The following is an 18793-nucleotide window of genomic DNA, read 5'->3' as shown; positions in this document are numbered from 1 at the left end:
TGTCGCGCGACGATGCCGGGTGGGTCTCGGTCAGAACGTGGTCTGGAAGGTAAGGTCGATATAGTTTCTGTCGCGCAGGAGCGAGGCAAGTCCGGCGCTGGACGTCACCACGCCGGCCGAGTTGGTCGCAATGCGGCCAAGGTAGCCGATGTACTTCAGGTCAAAACGGTAGCGCTGCTGCACATCCGCACCCAGGCCGATGGAGTAGTTGCCGTTATGCTTGTTGCCGCCGAAGGTGACGGCCGAGTTGCCCGACAGGCCCATGGCGTAGGTGAGCGGCATCAGCAGATCCACGCCCGGGTAGACCTGGAACCAGGTCGGTGTGAAGTTCACCTGGGTACCGAAGAAATTGCGCGTTGGCTTGTCGATGCCGGTGTAGGTACTGGCCCCGGTGAACGCTGCTGCGTTCTGGGTCACCTTGTCCCAACGGCTCCACACCAGTTCGACCACGTAGTTGGCGGTATTGAACACCGGGGTCTGCGGAACGATGCCCGCAAAGTCGGTCACCGCGTGCCAGGTGTCGCCGCGGGCGCCCGCGGTCTGGCCGGGTTCGGGCAAGGCGGTAATCGCGCCCGGCACACGGCTGGCCAGTGCCGCCGGCAACACCTGCACCGGAATGCTGGTGAGCGGCATGTTGTGGCGGTAGTTCAGATCCGCACTGACGCTGACGCCAAGAATCTGCTTGGCAAAGCTGAAGCCGTAGATGTCGATATTGTCGGCGTAGCTGGCCATGTACTGGCCGATATTGCCCTGCAGAATCTGGCTGACGCTCGCCGCTGACGGATTGAAGTAACACGCCGTCGTGCCCAGAGGCCTGTAGCCGAGCGCGCGACATGTGGTTGCGGGCAGGGCAGCCACGGCTGGCAGCACGATGACCTGCGGCTGGATATCCGACGTGTTGCGATAGTAGAGGCCGAGCGTGGCATCGAGCACGTCCGGCGTCCAACGTGCGGAAATGCCCCAGTCACCCGACTGGTCAGGCTTGATGTCCTGGCCGCGCAGCACGCGCTGGGTTGCGTTGATGTAGGTCGATTGACCGCCTTGGAGAATGGCATCGTTCGGCGCCATATAGGAGCCGGATTCCGGGTAGTGCACCTGCTGCCAGCCGATGTAGTACTGCGCGGCGAACGAGAGGTTGGGCGTTGCCTGGATCTGCGCGGAAATCTGCGGGCGCGGGCGGAACAGTTCCTTCGCCTGCGCGCCGGGCACCGTCAACAACTTGCCGATGTCCAGCGAGGACTGGCCGTAGCTGATGGCGTGGATCGGATTGAGCAGCGCCTCGCCCCAGAATACGTTGTAACGACCGGCCTTGGCGTTGATGTCGACATCGCCAATGGTGAAGCCGCCGAACACGAACGCATCCAGCAACTCGCCCGAGGGGCCGTGGAAGTATCGGTCGGTGTAACCGGGCAGCCCCAGTGCGGGTGCGCCGTTCACGATGTGGTTGGACGACGCAACGTGATTGTTGTCGAGCTGATCGTAGGCCTGGTCGTACCAGCCCGTGCCACTGAATCGGAAGCCGTAGCGCTTCTGGAAAATGAAATCGAATTCGCTGATCAGATCGACGCGATTGGTGACGATGCTGTTGTTGCCGAAGTTGCGGTCACCGTCATCGTAGTTCGGGCTGGCGAGAATCGCCGTCTCTTGCGAATGCACGCGCTTGCCGAGGTTGTAGCGAACGGTGTTGTCCCACCGTACCTGGAGGTCAGAATTACCCGTGTCGAACTCCACTGCGTGCACCGTTCCTACGGAGCCGAGTGCAACTGCCACAGCAAATGCCATCCGGCGAACGGCTGGCAGGCCGCGACGCTCAATCGCCCCATTCAACTTCTTCATGCAATCTTCCTCCCCCAATGTCTTGTGCAGTGTCTGCAACCCCGGCGAGCGTCCGGCCACTACAAGCAGCGCGTCGCGGTCCTGGCATATGCCGGCCTTGATCACGTTGTTGTTCTGTGGTCGGAACATCACGCACGGGTTCGTTTCGCCAAGCCGCCCAATGAAGTTCCCCCCCCCAGTTGCGCGGCGAATTTCCAAGGAGTGATCACTACTGCCGGACCTGCGCTATCGCTGGTCGCGCGCCATGTCATGGGCCCGCATGGGATGTCTCTCCCTTGTCCAGCGAGGCCGCCAGTGGTGGCTTCTCGTATGACGAGATTCACGCCGATGCTTGCGGAAGGCCCCCCCCAGTCCGGTGGGGGAAGTGGAGGGATGGTGAAAGTCGCGGTGCTGAAAGCCAGCGTTGCGGCCGGGATCGATGAACTGATCAGGTTCGTCGGCCGCTGCGACGCGCGCTAGGTTGCTGCGTCGGTCCGCTCACCCCTGAGGGGCATCAATGATTGCGGCAAGGTGCGGCGGGCAGTTCCGGCGTTCGCGCGCAAGATCGCGATACACGCTTGCCAAGCGAGCGGGTGTGATCGCACCCGCTAATGGATTCAAAGCAACGTATCGATCAACTTCTCAGCCATCGGCCATGGACCATACCCGGCAGCCGGGTTGAGATGACCAGCGCCGCCCAGTTCAAAGAGAAGGCTGCCCCAGCATGCGGCCAGTTCAGCCGCTCGTTGCGCGCTGCACAGCGGATCGTTGTTGCTGGACGCAAGGATGCTTGGGAACGGCAGGCGCATGCACGGTATGGGTAGCCAGTCGTGATCGCGCAGCACGTCCGAGGTTGGATAGCCCGCCGGCAACGGTGTCTCCAGGTCGGCGGGCGCGGCCAGCAATGCGCCATGGATAGGGCGGCGGTGTGTTTGAGCCCAATGCGCGGTGATCATGACGCCGGCACTGTGCGCCACAAGAATCACCGGGCCATCAATGTTGGCGAGTGCCTCGTCCAGTGCGGCCACGCGCGCGTCACGACTGAGCTTGTCGTGTTCCAGTGGTGGCACGGAGCGGGCGTTGGGAAGCTTGGCCTCGAGCAGCGTTTGCCAATGGTCGGCGACATGGTCCCGGAGACCGGGAACCATCAGAATCGTTGGGTTAGTCACGGAATGCATCTGTCAGGTGTTGGTGTCAAAGGGCTACGCGTCAACTGCGAGCGCCTGGGCCTGGACCTTGGCTATGTCTTGCGCGTAGTGCAGACGACCGACCCAGAAAGCGAATGCGGCGAACAGCGCAATCGACGGCACCAGTTTGAACGTATCCAGGAGGCCGACGTGGTCTGCCATGACGCCCGTCAACAGCGGGCCCGGAGCAAGGCCGAGCAGGTTGTTGGCAAGTGTGAGTGTGGCGAAAGCCGTCGCATGAATCGGTGTTGGCGTGAGGTTGGCGACCATGGCGCCAGCAGGGCCACACGTGCCCGCGACGAGGAACATGCCCACGCCGATGACAATGAGCTGCGTCATGCCCGGCGTGAGCTGGAACGCCACGCCGAGGATGACGGCGGTGGTCAGGCAATAGATGATTGCCATCGCCAACTTTCGCGGTGGCGAGTGGCGTGACACGCGATCCGTGACTGCCCCGCAGATGACCATGCCGATGGCCCCGATCAACACGAAGGCGGCAGCGGTGACACCGGCCTTGTCGGGCGTCATCGCGTAGTAGCGATTGAGGTAGCTTGGCATCCAGGCAATGATCGCGGCCATGATGAACAGCTGTAGTCCGCTGCCGATATAGGCGCAGATCACCGAGGTCGTGGAGAAGAGGCCGGCAAACAGGTTGCGCAGGGACAGGTTGAATCCCGGGCGGCTCTTGCGCAGCTGCGTTGCCGCTGCATCGCTACCGCGCAATCGGCGCTCATTGACGGTCAGTGCGTAGGTCACGACGAGGGCTGCGCCGAAGATCGCCATGGCGACAAAAGCCCAGCGCCAACCGAACCGCGCAGCGAATACACCGCCGACGGCCATACCGACCACGGAACCGAACGCGCCGCCGGCCATGAACGCACCGGTCAGCGTCGAGCGCAGATGCACCGGGAAGATGCTGATGATCAGCGCAATGCCGACGCTACCGTATGCCGCCTCGCCGAGACCTACAAAGAAGCGTGCGGTGAGCATTTCACCGTAGTTGGTGGCCACGCCGCAGGCGAGCGTGGCAAGACTCCAGAGCGTGGCCATCAAAATGATGCTGCGCACGCGCCCCCATCGATCCGCAAGCACCGAGAGAGGAAAGGTCAGCACTCCCACCAGCAGCGCAACAATGCCGGAGAGCGAGCCAAGCTGCGTGTCTGACAGACCCCACTCGGCTTTGAGCAGCGGAAAGACTGCGTTGAGCACCTGGCGAGACATATAGTCGGACAGCAACAGTCCAAAGGTGAGTGCAAACACTACCCATGCATACATTCGCGGTGTAACAGACGGTACTGCCAATGTGGCCGGTGACGTCTCAGCAAGTTGCATTTCCACGTTATGTTCCTCGTTGCAGGCCAGGGACCGGCCGTGCGTGGCGAGACAGGCCGCGCGACAGGCGCAGCACGAAGGGCAGGGCGGTCATGCCCGTACCCTTGGTGGCGATGAAGGGATCGTCCATTCCCAAAGCGAACTCATCATCGGCATCTATGCCGGCTTTGACGACGCGACGGCACGCGTCACGCGGTGGCCCGTTCGGCCGTTACGGATGACGCCACGAGGCTGGCAAGACCAGGCTTTGCAGGTTTGCGATTCGGCGCAAGGCCGTTGGCGGCCAGTGTCTCCTCGATGGTGTCGTAGAACACACCGATCTGCAGGATCTCGCGCGCCTCCTTGCCGTTGGCGATGTCGCGACCGAACTCGCGCGAAATGCGCACCAACTGTTCGATCTGTTGCACCGTCGTCATCTTGGCGGTGCGCGACTGGTTCCACAGGTTGTCCTCGATGCCGCAGCGTACGTGCAGGCCCATGGCGATACCCATCATGTTGACGGGCAGCACATTGCGCATGCTGCTTTCCACCGTCAGCATCGAGCCGTCGGGGATGGCGCGCAGGAAGTTGGCCATGTTGTAGATGTTGGGCGCATCCATGCCGCCGCCGATGGCCACCCAATTCATTACCAGCGGCCCCTTGTAGACGCCGCGGCGAACCAGGCGCTCCACCGTCTCGTAGCTGTTGATGTTGTAGAACTGGAAGGCGCTCTGGATGCCGGCGGCGCTGAGGCGTTTGATGTGCTCCTCGATGAAGCCCGGGCCAGACGGCACGATCATCTCGCGATAGGCCTGGTAGGTCTGCGGTTCGGCGATGGAGGTACCGGCGAGGTCAGCCATCTCCATCTGCTCGACGATGTTCATCTGGACCGTATTGACGGTGACCGTCACCTGATCCGGCTTGGGGTCGAGTTCGGCCAGCATGTGGCGGGTGTCGTCCTTCAGCCACTTGGCGCCCGCGCCGTCGGTTTCTGGCGCGAAGGAGATCGAGCCGCCGACCTGGATCACCATGTCCGGCACTGCCTTGCGCACGCCAGCGATCAGCTCATTGAACATGGACAGACGCTTGGAGCCCTTGCCGTCCAGCTCGCGCACGTGCAGGTGCAGCACGCTGGCACCGGCGTTGTAGCAGTCGACCGCCTTCTGGATCTGCGCTTCCATGGTGACGGGAATGTCTTCCGGAAAATCCGAAGGGATCCACTCGGGACCATAAGGCGCCGCCGTGATGACGAGCTTTTGCTGGTATTCGGGGATGAGCGAACCGTCAAGGAAGTTCATAGTCTGTCTCCGCTGGGAATTTCAATCATGCTGTGGGGCTGGGCCGCGCTCAGGCGGTGTCGCGGTGGTCAGTACGGCTTGTCACCAACGATCCCTGCGCGCTCCATCTTGCGATGGCAGGGCGGGTAGTCCATGACGGCGTAGTGCTGAGTGGAGCGGTTGTCCCAGATTGCCACGCTGTTCTTGCTCCAGCGCCAGCGCACCTGGAATTCAGGGATATAGGCCTGGCTGATCAGGTAATTGAGAAGGAGGCCTGCGCCCGGATTCGCATCCTGGCCAAAGCAGACGTTGTCCTTCGTATGGAAATTGCTGAAGTGCGTGGTGAAGGCGTTGACGAACAGCACCTTCTCACCCGTTTCAGGATGCGTGCGCACGACCGGATGCTCGGCATCGGGGTATTGCGCCTTGAGCGCGTGACGACGCTCGACCGGCATGGCGGCGCCAAATGAAGCCTCGATGCTGTGGCGCGCCCGCAGGTTGGCGATCTGCGTCTTCACATGGGGCGGCAGCATTTGGTACGCCGACACCATGTTGACCCACATGGTGTCGCCTCCCACCGGCGGGCACTCCACGCAGCGCAGCACGCAACCCATGGGCGGCGCGTCACGCCAGGTGGCATCGGTGTGCCAAGCGTTCTCGTAGCGATCGACCGGCGCATCGGGTGTCTTGTAGATCTGCACCAACCCAGGCGCATCGGGATGGCTGGGCACGACCGGATGGTCCTCCAGCTCACCGAAACGGCGCGCGAAGGCGGCGTGGTCCTGGCGGCTGATGTCCTGGTCGCGCAGAAACAGCACCTTGTGCTTCAGCAACGCAGACTTGATCTCGGCGAACAAACCGTCGTCGTGGACGGCATCGGCAAGATTGACGTCAAACAGTTCGGCGCCAATGTTGCAGGTGAGTTGTTCAATACGCATGGCGTTGCCTCAGATGACGAAGATCGACGATCCGGTGGTCTTGCGTGCTTCGAGGTCGCGATGTGCCTGTGCTGCATCCTCAAGCGCATACCGCTGGTTGATCTCGATCTTGATGCGCCCCGATGAGACGTGGCCAAACAGCTCGTGGGCGAGCGTGTACTTGTCGGCCGGGTCGGCGATGTAGTCGGCCAATGCCGGGCGAGTGAGGTACAGCGAACCCTTCATGGCAAGAAGCTGCGGATCGAACGGCGGAATGGTGCCGGAGGCCGTGCCGACGCACACCATCAAGCCACGGCGACGCAGCGAATCGAGTGAGGCCATGAAGGTGGTTTTGCCCACTGAGTCGAATACCACCGACACACCCTTGCCGCCAGTCAGTTCGCGTGCGCGCACAGCGATATCCTCGTGGCTGTAGTTGATGACTTCGTCGCAGCCGTGCGCCAGTGCAACGGCCGCTTTTTCCTCGGTCGATACAGTGCCGATGACGCGCAGGCCAAGAATCTTGGCCCACTGCGAAACGATCAGGCCAACACCGCCGGCGGCTGCGTGCAGCAGGATCGTTTCACCGGACTGGAACGGATAGATGCGGCGCATCAGGTAGGCCGCTGTAAGGCCGCGCATGGTCATCGCCGCGGCGGTGTCGCACTCGATGGCGTCCGGCAGCTGGATCAGGGGTGCCGCAGGCACCAGCCTGGCGGTGCTGTACGCACCGAGCGTGTTGATGAAGCCCGTGTAGGTTACGCGGTCGCCGACGGCGACGTTCGTCACTTCCGGGCCAAGGGCCTCGACCACGCCGGCGGCTTCAACGCCAATGCCGTTGGGTAGCGGAATGGGGTAGGTGCCATTACGAAAATACGTGTCGGCGAAATTGAGACCAACCGCATGGTGGCGCAGTCGGACCTGGCCCGGGCCGGGCGCGCCGACCTGGGTCGTTTCGTAGCGCAGCACATCGGGGCTGCCGGCTTCATAAAAACGGATGGCGTGTTCCAAGCGATTCTCCTTGACTCAAAGCGCCGGCGTCAGGCGCCGGATACTGCTGATAAATGCGTTGTGTGGATTCATGGCGGCGCAAGGTGAGCGATGCGCGAAAAGAGTTGCCGGTACGCCGCCTGGGTTTCGCCATTGGCGCGCGGACCGTCAGGGCGGGTGGCTGCCGACTGGATTTCGTTCCAGTCGGCTTCGGTGAGGTAGCGCTGCGCCACAGGCAGGATCACGCCTTCGACTCGCCCCATGTGTTCCCACATGAAACGCGCGTAGGTCTCGACTGCACTGCGAAGTTGCGCGAGGGTTGCCTGGTGTTGGTCGTAGCGCTCGACCATGTCGCCTAGTGCCTCGGCCATGGCGCGTTCGCGTTCGTGCTGACGCTCTAGTTCGTCCAGTTCGGCGTGGACTACGGCGGTACGGCCGCGCAACACAAAGAACAGGTAGTCGTGTTCCTTGGGCTGATGCAGTGCCAAGGGAAATTCCGCGATGTAGTGAGCCATGGCCCGCATCAGATCGACGTCCGCTGCCGCGCCCTGACGGTCGCAGTGGGCGAGCAAATGCAGCCATGCGTGCAACACGGTGGCCAGCGAGCGGTGCTCGTCGCGAATGACGTCAACCATCGGATGGGTGTGTTCGGGATGCCTCGTCGAGGACACCAGCACCGGCAGTTCGCCCGCCGTCAGCACCTTGAGCGTCTGTGAACCGAGCGGCATGTCCACGGCGGTGCGGCGACTGTGTGATGCCATGAAAATGAGGTCGCAACCGACCTTGCGGGCCGCATCGAGAATGGCCTCGTGCGGCGTATCGCCCGTGCAGATGCTTGAGTCGCACGGAACACCAAGAGCACGCGCCGCCGCTTCGGCCTTGGTCAGGAGCGCGCGTGCGCGGTCCTGGTATGCATCGACGTATTCGGTCGGCGAAGCAGGATGGAGCGGCTCACTTTCGCCGTTGACGGAATGGGCATGACTGTCATGCACATGCAGAAAGCTGACCCGAGCTCCCAGCGCGCGCGCCAGGTTGACGGCCCTGCTGACCGTCTCGATCGAGAGATCGCTGCCATCGAGCGGAACAAGAAGATGACGGTACATGCAGACTCCAGACAGGTGTGCTACCCGTGACTCCGGGCGGCGAACCCACCACACGCTGCGGTGGCCGCCGGAACATTTGTCCTTGCGTGGGTAGCGATGAAATCCACCGTCGCTCTTTCTCCGAAGCACTTCCCTGCCGTACGGGAACCCCTCGCGCAAAGGACCATCTCCGGGACTTTCCCCTGCCGAGTTGGCATTCCCACCAACTCGGCCACAGCCGCAACGCGACCGGAACGCCAGACCTGTTTTGTCACGGGATCAAGGCTACGTATGCCTTGCCGCGGATACCCCCCCCGGCAAGGAGGGGGAGTGCCGTGAAGGCGAGGTGATGAGTGGTCACGTCAGACGCGGCGTGTCTACAATGTTTTTGTGACGCAAGTCGGTGATGGGAGCCACACGGTGCAGTGCAACGTCGACATCGCGTCATCCGTTCGGGAAATCCGCGCCAGCCCACCTGGATCTGCTTGATGGCCATTACGCCCGGCGGGGCCGCGCCCGCCATCGCCGAACTTGTTCTGAAAACGACGCCGCCACGAGCGCCCCGTTATCTGTTGGTACGGCCACGACTAGGGCTGGACGACGAACAGTTCCGCGATCGCCCGTTCATTCTGGTCCAGGCGCCTGCGGGATTCGGCAAGACCTCGTTGCTTGCGCAGTGGCGACACGAGTATCTCGCCCGAGGCTGGGCCGTGGCGTGGATATCGGCCGATGGAAGCCCCGACCCTCAGCGCATGTTGCACAGCCTTGTACTGGCGGTGCGCATGGGATGTGGTCGGCCACAGTTCGGCGCCACGCTGATCGAGAGCGCATCCGCGGCGTTTGGCGAGTACGAAGGCGTCACGGCATGGCTGAGCGAAGTCGCGCAGGCTTCGCTGTCGATGGTGCTCATGATCGACGAAGCCGAACGCCTGCACGCAAGCAGCCAGCTGGCACTCAACTATCTGCTGCACAACGCGCCGCCCAACTTGCGCGTGGTCGCAGCGGGGCGCGGCGAACTGGATTCGATGGTGACGGACCTGCGCGCCTATGGCCAATGCACCTCCGTGGGCATCGAGACACTACGTTTCACCCTTGAGGAGACCATTACCCTCGTGCGCAACCGCATTGGTGCGAAGGCTGATCCGGACACATGCGCACGGCTGCACGAGATGACCGAGGGCTGGCCGCTCGGCTTGCAACTTGTTCTGGCGGCGATGGAACGAGGAAGCGATCTTCGCAGCGTGGTAAGCCCGCACTCGCCCGATTCACGCAACCAGTTGGTGGAGGCCCTCACGGCTAAGCTGGCACCGGAAGATGTCGCTTTCCTCACTCGCGTTGCCGTGGTTGATCAGCTGCATCCGGATCTTTGTATCGCACTCACCGATGACGAAGAGGCGCCACAGCGGCTTGTACGATTGGCGCGGGACACGCCGATCTTCGTGGTCGGCGAGGATTCGGACTGGTATCGACTGCATATGCTTGCGTGCGACGCACTGCGATTGCGTCTGGCGGATTTGCCTGAAGAGGAGCGGGCGGATTTGCACAGCCGGGCGCAGGACTGGCTGGCCGCACACGGCATGCTCACACAGGCAGCACGCCATGCGCGTGAGGCGGGCAAGGAGGGCGTGGCCGTCGATCTGGCCCAGAAAGGCCTTTACGAAGCGGTGATCCAGGGCCACATGGGCACGATGCGCGAGTGGCTCGATGTGTTGCCCGAGTCGGTGCTCGATCAACATCCGCAATTGCGTCTGGCCGCTGCATGGTCGTTGGCAGTAAGCGAACGCCACGAGGAAGCCGAGCGGATGGTGGGGCTCATCCTGTCACGGCCGGACGTCAACCTTGCCTTGCGCTATGAGTGCGTGCTGATTGCCAGCGGCGCTGCTTACTACTCGGATGATCCTGACCGTTGTGTCGGCATGCTGGCGCCGTGGAAGGACGCTTCACCGGGTACCGAACCCAAATTCCAGCGGATGCATGCCAATCGCCTGGCCATGATGGCGCTCTTGCAGGGCGATCCGGCTGGTGCACGACGCCTGTGCAACGCGCCGGGTCCGGAGCTGCCGCGGGAGCCGGATTATGCCGCACGGTGGCGTGAATTCATCCTGGGCCTGAGTTTCCTGTGGGAAGGGCAGATTCTGCTTGCCGAGGATGGGCTGCGCTCGGCGCTGGGCTCCATTGATGCCAAGTTCGGCCGCCGGCACCCGCTGTCCTGCATGTTCGCCGCGCTGCTTGCATCGATCGCCTACGAACGTGACCGTCTGGATGAGGCAGTGGCGCTGCTCGCCAATCGGCTGGATGTGCTTGAGCGGGTAGGCGCGCCGGAGGCCATCCTGGTCGGGTACCGCACGGCTACCCGCGTGGCCGCGGCCCAGGGCGAGGAGCATCGTGCACTCGACATGCTCGAGGCGGCCTTTGCCATTGGCGTCGCGCGACGACTGCCGCGCCTGTGCATTGCCAGCCTGGGCGAGCAGGTGCGCATGCACGCAAGCCGTTTCCGCCGCGAAACCTGCAGTGCGCTGATAGCAAGGATTGACGAGCTGGTCGCCAGCGAAAGCCCTCGGCGTGGGCCGTTGTGGCGACGCAACGTGGAGCTGGTGAGTGCCATGGCCCATGCGTATGCCGCTATGGCCTCGCAGGACTGGCCAGGCGTGTTGGAGTCGGTGTCGCGCGCTGCCCCCTTGGCCGAGCAGGCGAAGCTGGGCCGCTTCCACCTCGAATGCATGGCGCTTCGTGCCTTTGCGCTGGATCGCAATGGCGAGGACGGCCGCCCGCTCATGATCGAAGCCATGAGCCTGGCCAAGACCTACGGCTTCATGCGCCTCTTCGCCGACACCCATCCGGTGCTTACCGACTGGGCTTACCGGGTCATGGAGGAGGCGAGTGGCGAATCCGCGGCCGGCACAGCGTCGCCATCGCGCGTGATACCGCCGCCTGCGGAACAGCGGCAGGGTGGGCCGCGCGTCATGCCCAGCATGGTGTTGACGCCGAAGGAGCGCGAGGTGCTGGAGTTCCTTGCGCGCAATCTGTCGAACAAGGAAATCGCCCAGGCCATGGCCGTCGGTGAAGCCACGGTCAAATGGCATCTCAAGAACCTGTTCGGCAAGCTGGGCGTGGGCACCCGTAGGCATGTCGTTCATCGCGCGCAATTGCTCGGCCTGATCCAGGGGCTGGAATAGCCGCGCAGGTGCACGGGCGCCCCGCTCGTGCATCCCAAACTGAACGTGATGACCCGGCAAGGGGCCTCGCTGCGTCCCGTCGTCGACTTTTTTCTCCCTCCCCCGGCGTTTTGGGGGGGGTGTGGTTCCTCGTACTCCGAACAATGGGTATGGACCGCTTTCGCGTATCCCTTGTCGCAGGACGGGGTCACGGATACCGGCAACAAGAGCGAGGCAACGTACAGAGCGACGGTGGCGCGCCAACGCGTACCCCTGTCCCGGCAGAGTGACGCCGGCTGGTGCGAGACGGAGCCTGTGCTTACGCCAAGGGGACGGTGATGCAAAGCCGGACCCTGACACTGGAATCACAATCGTGAGGAGTATGCGCATGCAATTCCGCAAAGCCCTGATAGCCGGGTCCATTGCTGTTCTCATATCTGGCGTGGGTCACGCTGGCGTTTCGTCCGAAGAGGCGAACAAGCTGGGCGCCACGCTTACCGGCGTCGGTGCAGAAATGGCCGGCAGCAGTGACGGCGTTATTCCCGCGTACAGCGGTGGGCTCACCACGGCGCCGTCCGGATTCAAGGCGGGCAGCGGTATCCGTCCCAATCCGTTCGCCGCTGAAAAGCCGGTGCTCACGATCGACGCGAAGAACCTGGACAAGTACTCGGCCAACCTGACCGAGGGCACCAAGGCCCTGATGAAGAAGTATCCGGGCTACCACATCGACGTCTATCCGACGCATCGCACGGCGGCGTTCCCGAAGTTTGTCGTCGACAACACTGCCAAGTGCGCAGTGGAAGCGAAGACGGTCGGCGAAGGCCGCTCGATGAGCGGCTGCCATGCCGGCTTCCCGTTCCCGATGCCACAGACCGGCTTCGAAGCGATGTGGAACCACCTCGTGCGCTTCAACGGCGTGGCGTATGACGTCAAGTACCGCAACTACAACGTTGATGGTTCGGGACACGCCACGCTGTCCACGGAAGGCGTAGCCGTCGAGGAATATCCCTACTGGGACACCAACAAGCCGTCTGCTGATGTCTTCTGGCAGCAGCGCCTGACCTACACCGGTCCGGCGCGTCGCGCGGGTGAGGCGATGCAGATCGTCGATCCGCTCAACTACAGCGACAAGGGCCGCAAGGCATGGCAATACCTGCCTGGCCAGCGTCGCGTGAAGGTCGCGCCGGATCTCGCGTTCGATACGCCCAACCCGGGCTCGGGCGGTTCATCCACGTTCGATGACGTGTTTCTCTTCAACGGCTCGATGGAACGCTACGACTTCAAGCTGGTGGGCAAGAAGGAAATCTACGTTCCGTACAACGCATACAAGATGGCCTACGAGTCGAAGGCCGACGATCTGCTGAAGCCGAGTTTCCTCAACCCCGACGATGTGCGCTGGGAGATGCATCGCGTGTGGGTGATCGAAGCGACGTTGGCGGCAGGCAAGCGCCACATCTACAGCAAGCGCACGTTCTATCTCGATGAGGACAGCTGGGCAGCCGTGGCGTCCGAAGCCTATGACGCACGCGGACAGTTGTTCCGTACCGGCTTCGCCTACATCACGCCGGCCTACGACATGCCCGCGCCGGTGGCCGACTTGCACGGCATCTACGACCTGATCGCCGGCTCGTACTCGCTGACGGGCTTCTCCGGTGAAACGGGTGGTGTTCGTTACGGCAAGCCGCTGTCGGATCGTGAATGGTCGCCGGAATCGTTGGCAGGTTCGGGAGTTCGTTGATCGCCCGCGTAGGGCAGTCATGAGACATGTCGCGGGACGGTAACGTCACCATTCCGCGACGCACTCGCATGGGGATGACGGTGGTGGCGCAGGTATTTCATGTCTGCGGCGACCGGGGGGGGACTTCTCGGGGGAGAACAGGCACGCGCTGTCGCCCGGCAAGGACAGCGCCCCACCGTCATCGACCACGCACTTTGGTTATTCGTTCACACAAGCCCCTGAAATACATGACGTCGAGACTGGCCACGTGCTGGAGCCGGCGACTCGAGATTCAGGAGCAGGCCTTACGATCTTCGGGGCATTCCATGTTTCTGCCATCAATCTGTCGCGCGTTGGTCGCGCTTGCACTTGCGCTTCCGGCCGTGTCAGTCGCCGGCTTCGCCGATGTGATGAATACACCGGCCAGCATGAGCCCGCTTGCATCCAAGGGATTGCTTAATGGCCTCGCTTTGGCCGGCAAACGCATCGTCGCTGTCGGACAGCGTGGCCACATCGTCTACTCCGATGACAACGGCACCAACTGGCAGCAGGCCAAGGTGCCCGTTTCGTCCGATCTGGTGGCCGTGAGTTTCCCGACGCCCGAGCAAGGCTGGGCCGTGGGACACGACGGCATCGTGCTGCACACCGCCGATGGCGGCGCGAACTGGGCAACCCAGTTGGACGGCCACCGCATGGGTCCGTTGATGATGGATCAGCTTCGCGCACGCGCGGCAAAAGGCGAGCTCGGCACGCCGGAGGAGGCCAGCAAATTGCTCGATGAGGCTGGCCGCATTGCGGCGCAAGGCGCTGAAAATCCTTTCCTCGATGTGTGGTTTACCGACGCCCGCCATGGCTTCATCGTCGGCGCGTTCAATCTCATTTTTCAGACGTCGGACGGCGGCCAGACCTGGACGTCGTGGTTCGAGCGCACCCAGAATGCCGAGCGCCTGCACTTGTATGCCGTGCGCGGCGTCGGTTCGGACGTCTATATCGCCGGAGAGCAGGGTCTTGTGCTCAAGCTCGATCGGGAGGCCGGACGCTTCCGCGCACTAAGTACACCCTACAAGGGCACGTATTTCGGTGTCGTGGGAACCGGCCCGGTCGTGATCGTCTATGGCCTGCGTGGCAATGCCTATCGCAGTACCGACAACGGTGCTCATTGGGCGCCGATCGATACAGGCATCCAGGAAGGCATTACCGGCGCCACCACTTTTGGTTCGGAGGGCTTCGCCCTCGTCAGTCAGGCTGGCAGCATGCTGCTCAGCTACGACGCCGGCGCGCACTTTGCCCCATACCGACTGGCCAAACCATCACCTGCATCGGCAGTGGCCGTGTCCGGTGATGTGATCGTGACTGCCGGCGCGCTCGGCGTGAAAGCCCAGGCGCTGCATTGAGCCGGCGAGGAAACACCCTATGAACACTTCAACCGAACACCTCGACCGCATGCCAGTGGTGCGGGCCATCGACGATTTCGATACCCGCTCGGGCAATCTGCTGGAGCGTCTGGTGTTCAACCACCGCCTCATCATGGTCATGGCATGCATTGTCGCGACCGTGCTTCTCGGGTGGCTGGCAGTAACGAGGCTTAGCTTCAACGCCAGCTTCGAGAAAATGATACCGAGCCACCACCCGTATATTCGCAACTACCTGGACAACGCCGGCGAGTTGCGTGGTCTGGGCAATTCGCTGCGTGTGGTGGTCGAAAACCAGGACGGCAACATCTTTGATCCGAAGTACCAGGAGGTGCTGAAGAAGATCAACGACGAGCTGTTCCTCACCAGCGGTGTCGATCGCGCCTGGGTCAAGTCATTGTGGACGCCATCGGTTCGCTGGACCGAGGTGACGGAAGAGGGCTTCCGCGGCGGCCCGGTCATGCCGGACAACTACGACGGATCGCCGCAAGGCACCTCGCAGCTCAAGCTCAACATCGCGCGCTCGGGCATCGTCGGCCGCTTCGTCGGCAACGACTTCAAGTCCAGCATGATCTTTGCGCCGCTGCTCGCGAAAAATCCGGACACCGGCGCGCCCATCGACTACCGCACGCTGTCGCGCTCGCTCGAAGACATGCGGGCCCGCTATGAAGCCACGCCGGGCGTGAAGATTCGCCTGCATGTCATCGGCTTCGCCAAGCTTGTTGGCGACCTGATCGAAGGCCTGGTCAAGGTGATGAGCTTCTTTGGCATCGCGGCGCTTATCGCGACGCTGGTGATTTTTGGCTATACACGTTGCGTGCGAAGCACGGCGCTGGTCATCCTCTGCTCCGTGGTGGCCGTGGTCTGGCAGCTCGGCCTGGTGGCCGCGCTTGGCTTCGCGCTCGATCCGTTCTCGATCCTGGTGCCGTTCCTGATCTTCGCGATCGGTGTCTCGCATGGCGCGCAGAAAATGAATGGCATCATGCAGGACGTTGGGCGCGGCACGCATCGTCTGGTCGCTGCGCGCTACACCTTTCGTCGCCTGTTCCTGGCCGGCGTCACGGCGCTGCTGGCGGATGCCGTGGGTTTCGGCGTCTTGATGGTGATCGACATTCCGGTGATCAAGGATCTCGCGCTGACGGCAAGCATCGGCGTGGCCGTGCTGATCTTCACCAATCTGCTGTTGTTGCCGGTGCTGCTTTCCTTCACGGGTGTCGACCCGGTGGCAGCCGAGCGGAGCCTGCGTGCCGAGCGCGACCAGTTGGAAGGGAAGGGCGGCCGCTCCGCGTGGCACATTCTGGATCGCTTCACTACGCGCCGCTGGGCCGTGGCGGCGCTGGGCGTGTCGGCGGTGCTGGCTGTGGCTGGCTTCGCGGTGAGCACGCACCTGAAGATCGGTGACCTTGAGCCGGGTGCGCCCGAGCTGCGTGCCGGTTCACGCTATAACCGGGACAACGCCTATATCACTGGCAATTACTCGCTATCGAGCGACGTGTTCGCCGTGATCGTCAAGACACCGCCAGAGGGATGCCTCAAGTATGCGACCCTGGTCGAAGCAGACCGGCTGGCCTGGACATTGCGACAGGTGCCAGGCGTGCAGGCCACGGTCTTCCTTGGCGATGCGGTGCGCCAGATCACGGCGGGCTCGTATGAGGGAAGCCCCAAGTGGCTCACCATCGCGCGCAATCAGGACGTGCTCAACTACGGCGCGCAGCAGGCATCGGTAAACAATCCGGATCTGTTCAACAACGCTTGCTCGATCATGCCGGTGATCGCTTATCTCGCCGACCATCGCGCCGAAACGCTCGATCGCGTGGTCGCAGCCACGACTTCATTCGCCACCACCCACGGCGCGCCGGAACGTCACTATCTACTGGCTGCGGGAAGCGCGGGCATCGAGGCTGCGACGAATATCGTTGTGCGCCAGGCCGATCGCACGATGCTGTTCTATGTCTACGGCGCGGTCATCTTGCTTTGCTTCGTGACTTTCCGCTCGTGGCGCGCGGTGGTGGTTGCCGTCGTTCCGCTGATGCTCACGTCCATCCTGTGCGAAGCACTGATGGTTGCGCTTGGCATCGGCGTGAAAGTCGCCACCCTGCCAGTCATCGCGCTAGGCGTGGGTATCGGCGTGGACTATGCGTTGTATCTGCTGTCGATCCAGCTTGCCCAGCAACGCGCCGGCGTACCGCTCGCGCAGGCTTACCGAAACGCCGTGCAATTCACCGGCAAGGTCGTTGCCCTGGTCGGCGTCACGCTAGCCGCTGGCGTGGTGACCTGGGCCTTCTCGCCGATCAAGTTCCAGGGCGATATGGGCATCCTGCTCACCTTCATGTTCCTGTGGAACATGGTGGGCGCCCTCGTGCTGATTCCTGCGCTGTCGCACTTCCTGTTGCGAGACGTGACATGGCGAGCCCCAGCCATGGTGAACTGCAGCGACGAGAAGTAAGAGGCATGGATTAGGGAAGGGTGCCGAGCGAGGAGAGCCGGGGTTGCAGGAGCCTCGTCCTCCCACTCGGAGAGCTTCCGCTGTCCAGCGACACCCAACGGTAAAGGAACGCTGGCTTGTCGCCGCTTGTATTGGGCTTACTCAGGCCGATGTTGCGGTCTACCCAAAGTTTGGGTGACTTGATGATGTCCACAATCAGCGCTACTTAGCCAGGCACGCGCCAACTATCCGTTTTCGGCCCTGAGGCAGACAATGCACGGGGAGGTGTCGTCCTGGGGCGACACATCATCAATTGCGGCAATCCGAACAGCCGAGTTCGACGGCGACGGAGGTGTCATGCGACCCGTAGTTCGATCCTCCCGCGACATCATCATCCGCACGGAGCACTGGGACTATGCCGCGAGTTTTTATGGCGAGCGGCTTGGCTTCGCCATGACGCAGCCGGGCGAGACACTCAGGCGTTTCGAGACGGGTGCGTTCTGCCTGTATGTAGAGCGCGGCCCTCCGCTTGGGCCAGTGTTCGACTTTCTCGTGGCGGACGTTGCAGGAACCAGGGACCGATTGCTGGCAGCTGGCTGCACGTTGCTCGAGGAAAATCCCCTCATACCCAGGTGCTACGTGCGTGATCCGTTCGGCTTGGTGTTCAATATCGGGCGAAGCAACGACGCGAAGGAGTAGGGGATGGCTTCCGCATGGAACAGCAGCCTGAGCCCTTCTGCGCTGGTAAAAAAGCGCGCTAAACACAGCTTTTAGCAAGTTCAAAGGCATTCCAGCATATCTTCACGCCACCGCATGAGCTCAACAGGAGGTCAGCGTGTTCTGCATGAAACTGCCAGCATCAAAGTTCGCCATATCTTTACTGGTTGGAGCGGCATGGTCAGCCGGCGCGATGCCATCGTCCAACGCAGCCAGTGGCCCAAAAGAGCCAACTGCAGTATTCGCTTCGACGCAACGCGATGGATCCCACGATTTCGATTTCCTTATCGGGGACTGGAAAGCGCATGTCCGCCGCCTACCGGACCGCCTCAATAATTCCAGCACCTGGAACGAATACGACGGCATCTCCAATCACCACAAGCTGCTCGACACCAACGCCAATTTCGAGCAGTTTGAGGTGACGAGCCCAGACAAGAAGTTGCACATCAAGGCGCAGACCTTACGGATGTACAACCCGGAGTCACGCCAATGGAGCATTTACGGCCTGGACCTGGACAAGGGCGAACTCGACGCGCCAGTCATCGGTGAATTCCACGGCAATCGCGGCGAATTCTACAATCACCAAACGTGGAAGGGGCGCGTGGTCCTGGTCCGCTGGATGTGGCTCAATATTTCGCCTAAAGCGGCACGAATGGAGCAATCGTTCTCTCCCGATGGTGGCAAGCATTGGGAGGTGAACTGGATCTGCGAGTTGTCACGGTAGATGGAAGTCACTCCCGCCATGACCCATGCCCTGCGAGGCTGTCCCATCTTTCGCATCCGGAAAT

Annotated in this window: 13 protein-coding genes; 6 read left to right on the top strand and 7 right to left on the bottom strand. The window is 62.4% G+C overall.

The genetic code is table 11. From position 1 onward, the window contains the following. Positions 1 to 30 precede the first annotated feature (30 nt). The 7 genes from AC3CBN_RS15200 to AC3CBN_RS15170 all read right to left on the bottom strand — a co-directional run bounded on the left by AC3CBN_RS15200 (position 31) and on the right by AC3CBN_RS15170 (position 8600). Positions 31 to 1965 carry a DUF1302 domain-containing protein gene (locus AC3CBN_RS15200; RefSeq protein WP_488636744.1) on the bottom strand — a complete coding sequence of 645 codons (1935 nt, stop codon included), beginning with the start codon at positions 1963 to 1965 and terminating at the stop codon, positions 31 to 33. A gap of 467 nt (positions 1966 to 2432) precedes the next feature. After that, on the bottom strand, positions 2433 to 2984 hold the full coding sequence (locus AC3CBN_RS15195; protein WP_488633842.1) for an RBBP9/YdeN family alpha/beta hydrolase: 552 nt from the start codon (positions 2982 to 2984) through the stop codon (positions 2433 to 2435). A gap of 33 nt (positions 2985 to 3017) precedes the next feature. Beyond that, a complete protein-coding gene (locus AC3CBN_RS15190; RefSeq protein ID WP_488636743.1) occupies positions 3018 to 4334 on the bottom strand; it encodes an MFS transporter in 1317 nt (438 codons plus the stop codon). Positions 4335 to 4522: 188 nt separating this feature from the next. Next, on the bottom strand, positions 4523 to 5611 hold the full coding sequence (locus tag AC3CBN_RS15185) for a beta-keto acid cleavage family enzyme (RefSeq protein ID WP_488633841.1): 1089 nt from the start codon (positions 5609 to 5611) through the stop codon (positions 4523 to 4525). A 68-nt stretch (positions 5612 to 5679) separates the two neighbouring features. Next, positions 5680 to 6528: a TauD/TfdA dioxygenase family protein gene (locus tag AC3CBN_RS15180; protein WP_488633840.1), complete on the bottom strand. Its 849-nt coding sequence runs from the start codon at positions 6526 to 6528 to the stop codon at positions 5680 to 5682. A 9-nt stretch (positions 6529 to 6537) separates the two neighbouring features. Continuing rightward, positions 6538 to 7518 carry a quinone oxidoreductase family protein gene (locus AC3CBN_RS15175; protein WP_488633839.1) on the bottom strand — a complete coding sequence of 327 codons (981 nt, stop codon included), beginning with the start codon at positions 7516 to 7518 and terminating at the stop codon, positions 6538 to 6540. 68 nt (positions 7519 to 7586) lie between these two features. Then, the gene (locus AC3CBN_RS15170) at positions 7587 to 8600 is read right to left on the bottom strand and encodes a universal stress protein (RefSeq protein ID WP_488633838.1); all 1014 of its coding nucleotides are present in this window, start codon (positions 8598 to 8600) and stop codon (positions 7587 to 7589) included. Between the two features lie 467 nt (positions 8601 to 9067). Between AC3CBN_RS15170 and AC3CBN_RS15165 the strand changes: the two genes are divergently transcribed. The 6 genes from AC3CBN_RS15165 (at position 9068) to AC3CBN_RS15140 (ending at position 18729) form a co-directional block, all read left to right on the top strand. Further along, positions 9068 to 11755, top strand: coding sequence for a LuxR C-terminal-related transcriptional regulator (locus AC3CBN_RS15165; RefSeq protein WP_488633837.1), 2688 nt, complete (start codon positions 9068 to 9070; stop codon positions 11753 to 11755). Positions 11756 to 12122: 367 nt separating this feature from the next. Further along, positions 12123 to 13472 carry a DUF1329 domain-containing protein gene (locus AC3CBN_RS15160; protein WP_488633836.1) on the top strand — a complete coding sequence of 450 codons (1350 nt, stop codon included), beginning with the start codon at positions 12123 to 12125 and terminating at the stop codon, positions 13470 to 13472. A gap of 305 nt (positions 13473 to 13777) precedes the next feature. Then, the gene (locus tag AC3CBN_RS15155; protein WP_488633835.1) at positions 13778 to 14845 is read left to right on the top strand and encodes a WD40/YVTN/BNR-like repeat-containing protein; all 1068 of its coding nucleotides are present in this window, start codon (positions 13778 to 13780) and stop codon (positions 14843 to 14845) included. Between the two features lie 19 nt (positions 14846 to 14864). Continuing rightward, positions 14865 to 17309, top strand: a complete 2445-nt coding sequence (locus AC3CBN_RS15150; protein WP_488633834.1) for an efflux RND transporter permease subunit — start codon at positions 14865 to 14867, stop codon at positions 17307 to 17309. Positions 17310 to 17645: 336 nt separating this feature from the next. Further along, the gene (locus AC3CBN_RS15145; RefSeq protein WP_488633833.1) at positions 17646 to 17987 is read left to right on the top strand and encodes a VOC family protein; all 342 of its coding nucleotides are present in this window, start codon (positions 17646 to 17648) and stop codon (positions 17985 to 17987) included. Between the two features lie 145 nt (positions 17988 to 18132). Next, positions 18133 to 18729, top strand: coding sequence for a hypothetical protein (locus AC3CBN_RS15140; RefSeq protein ID WP_488633832.1), 597 nt, complete (start codon positions 18133 to 18135; stop codon positions 18727 to 18729). Positions 18730 to 18793: the final 64 nt, after the last annotated feature.

The organism is Dyella sp. OK584 (assembly GCF_057787755.1).
The sequence above is the reverse complement of the archived record's forward strand: the minus strand, read 5'-3'. Positions and strand labels throughout refer to the sequence as shown.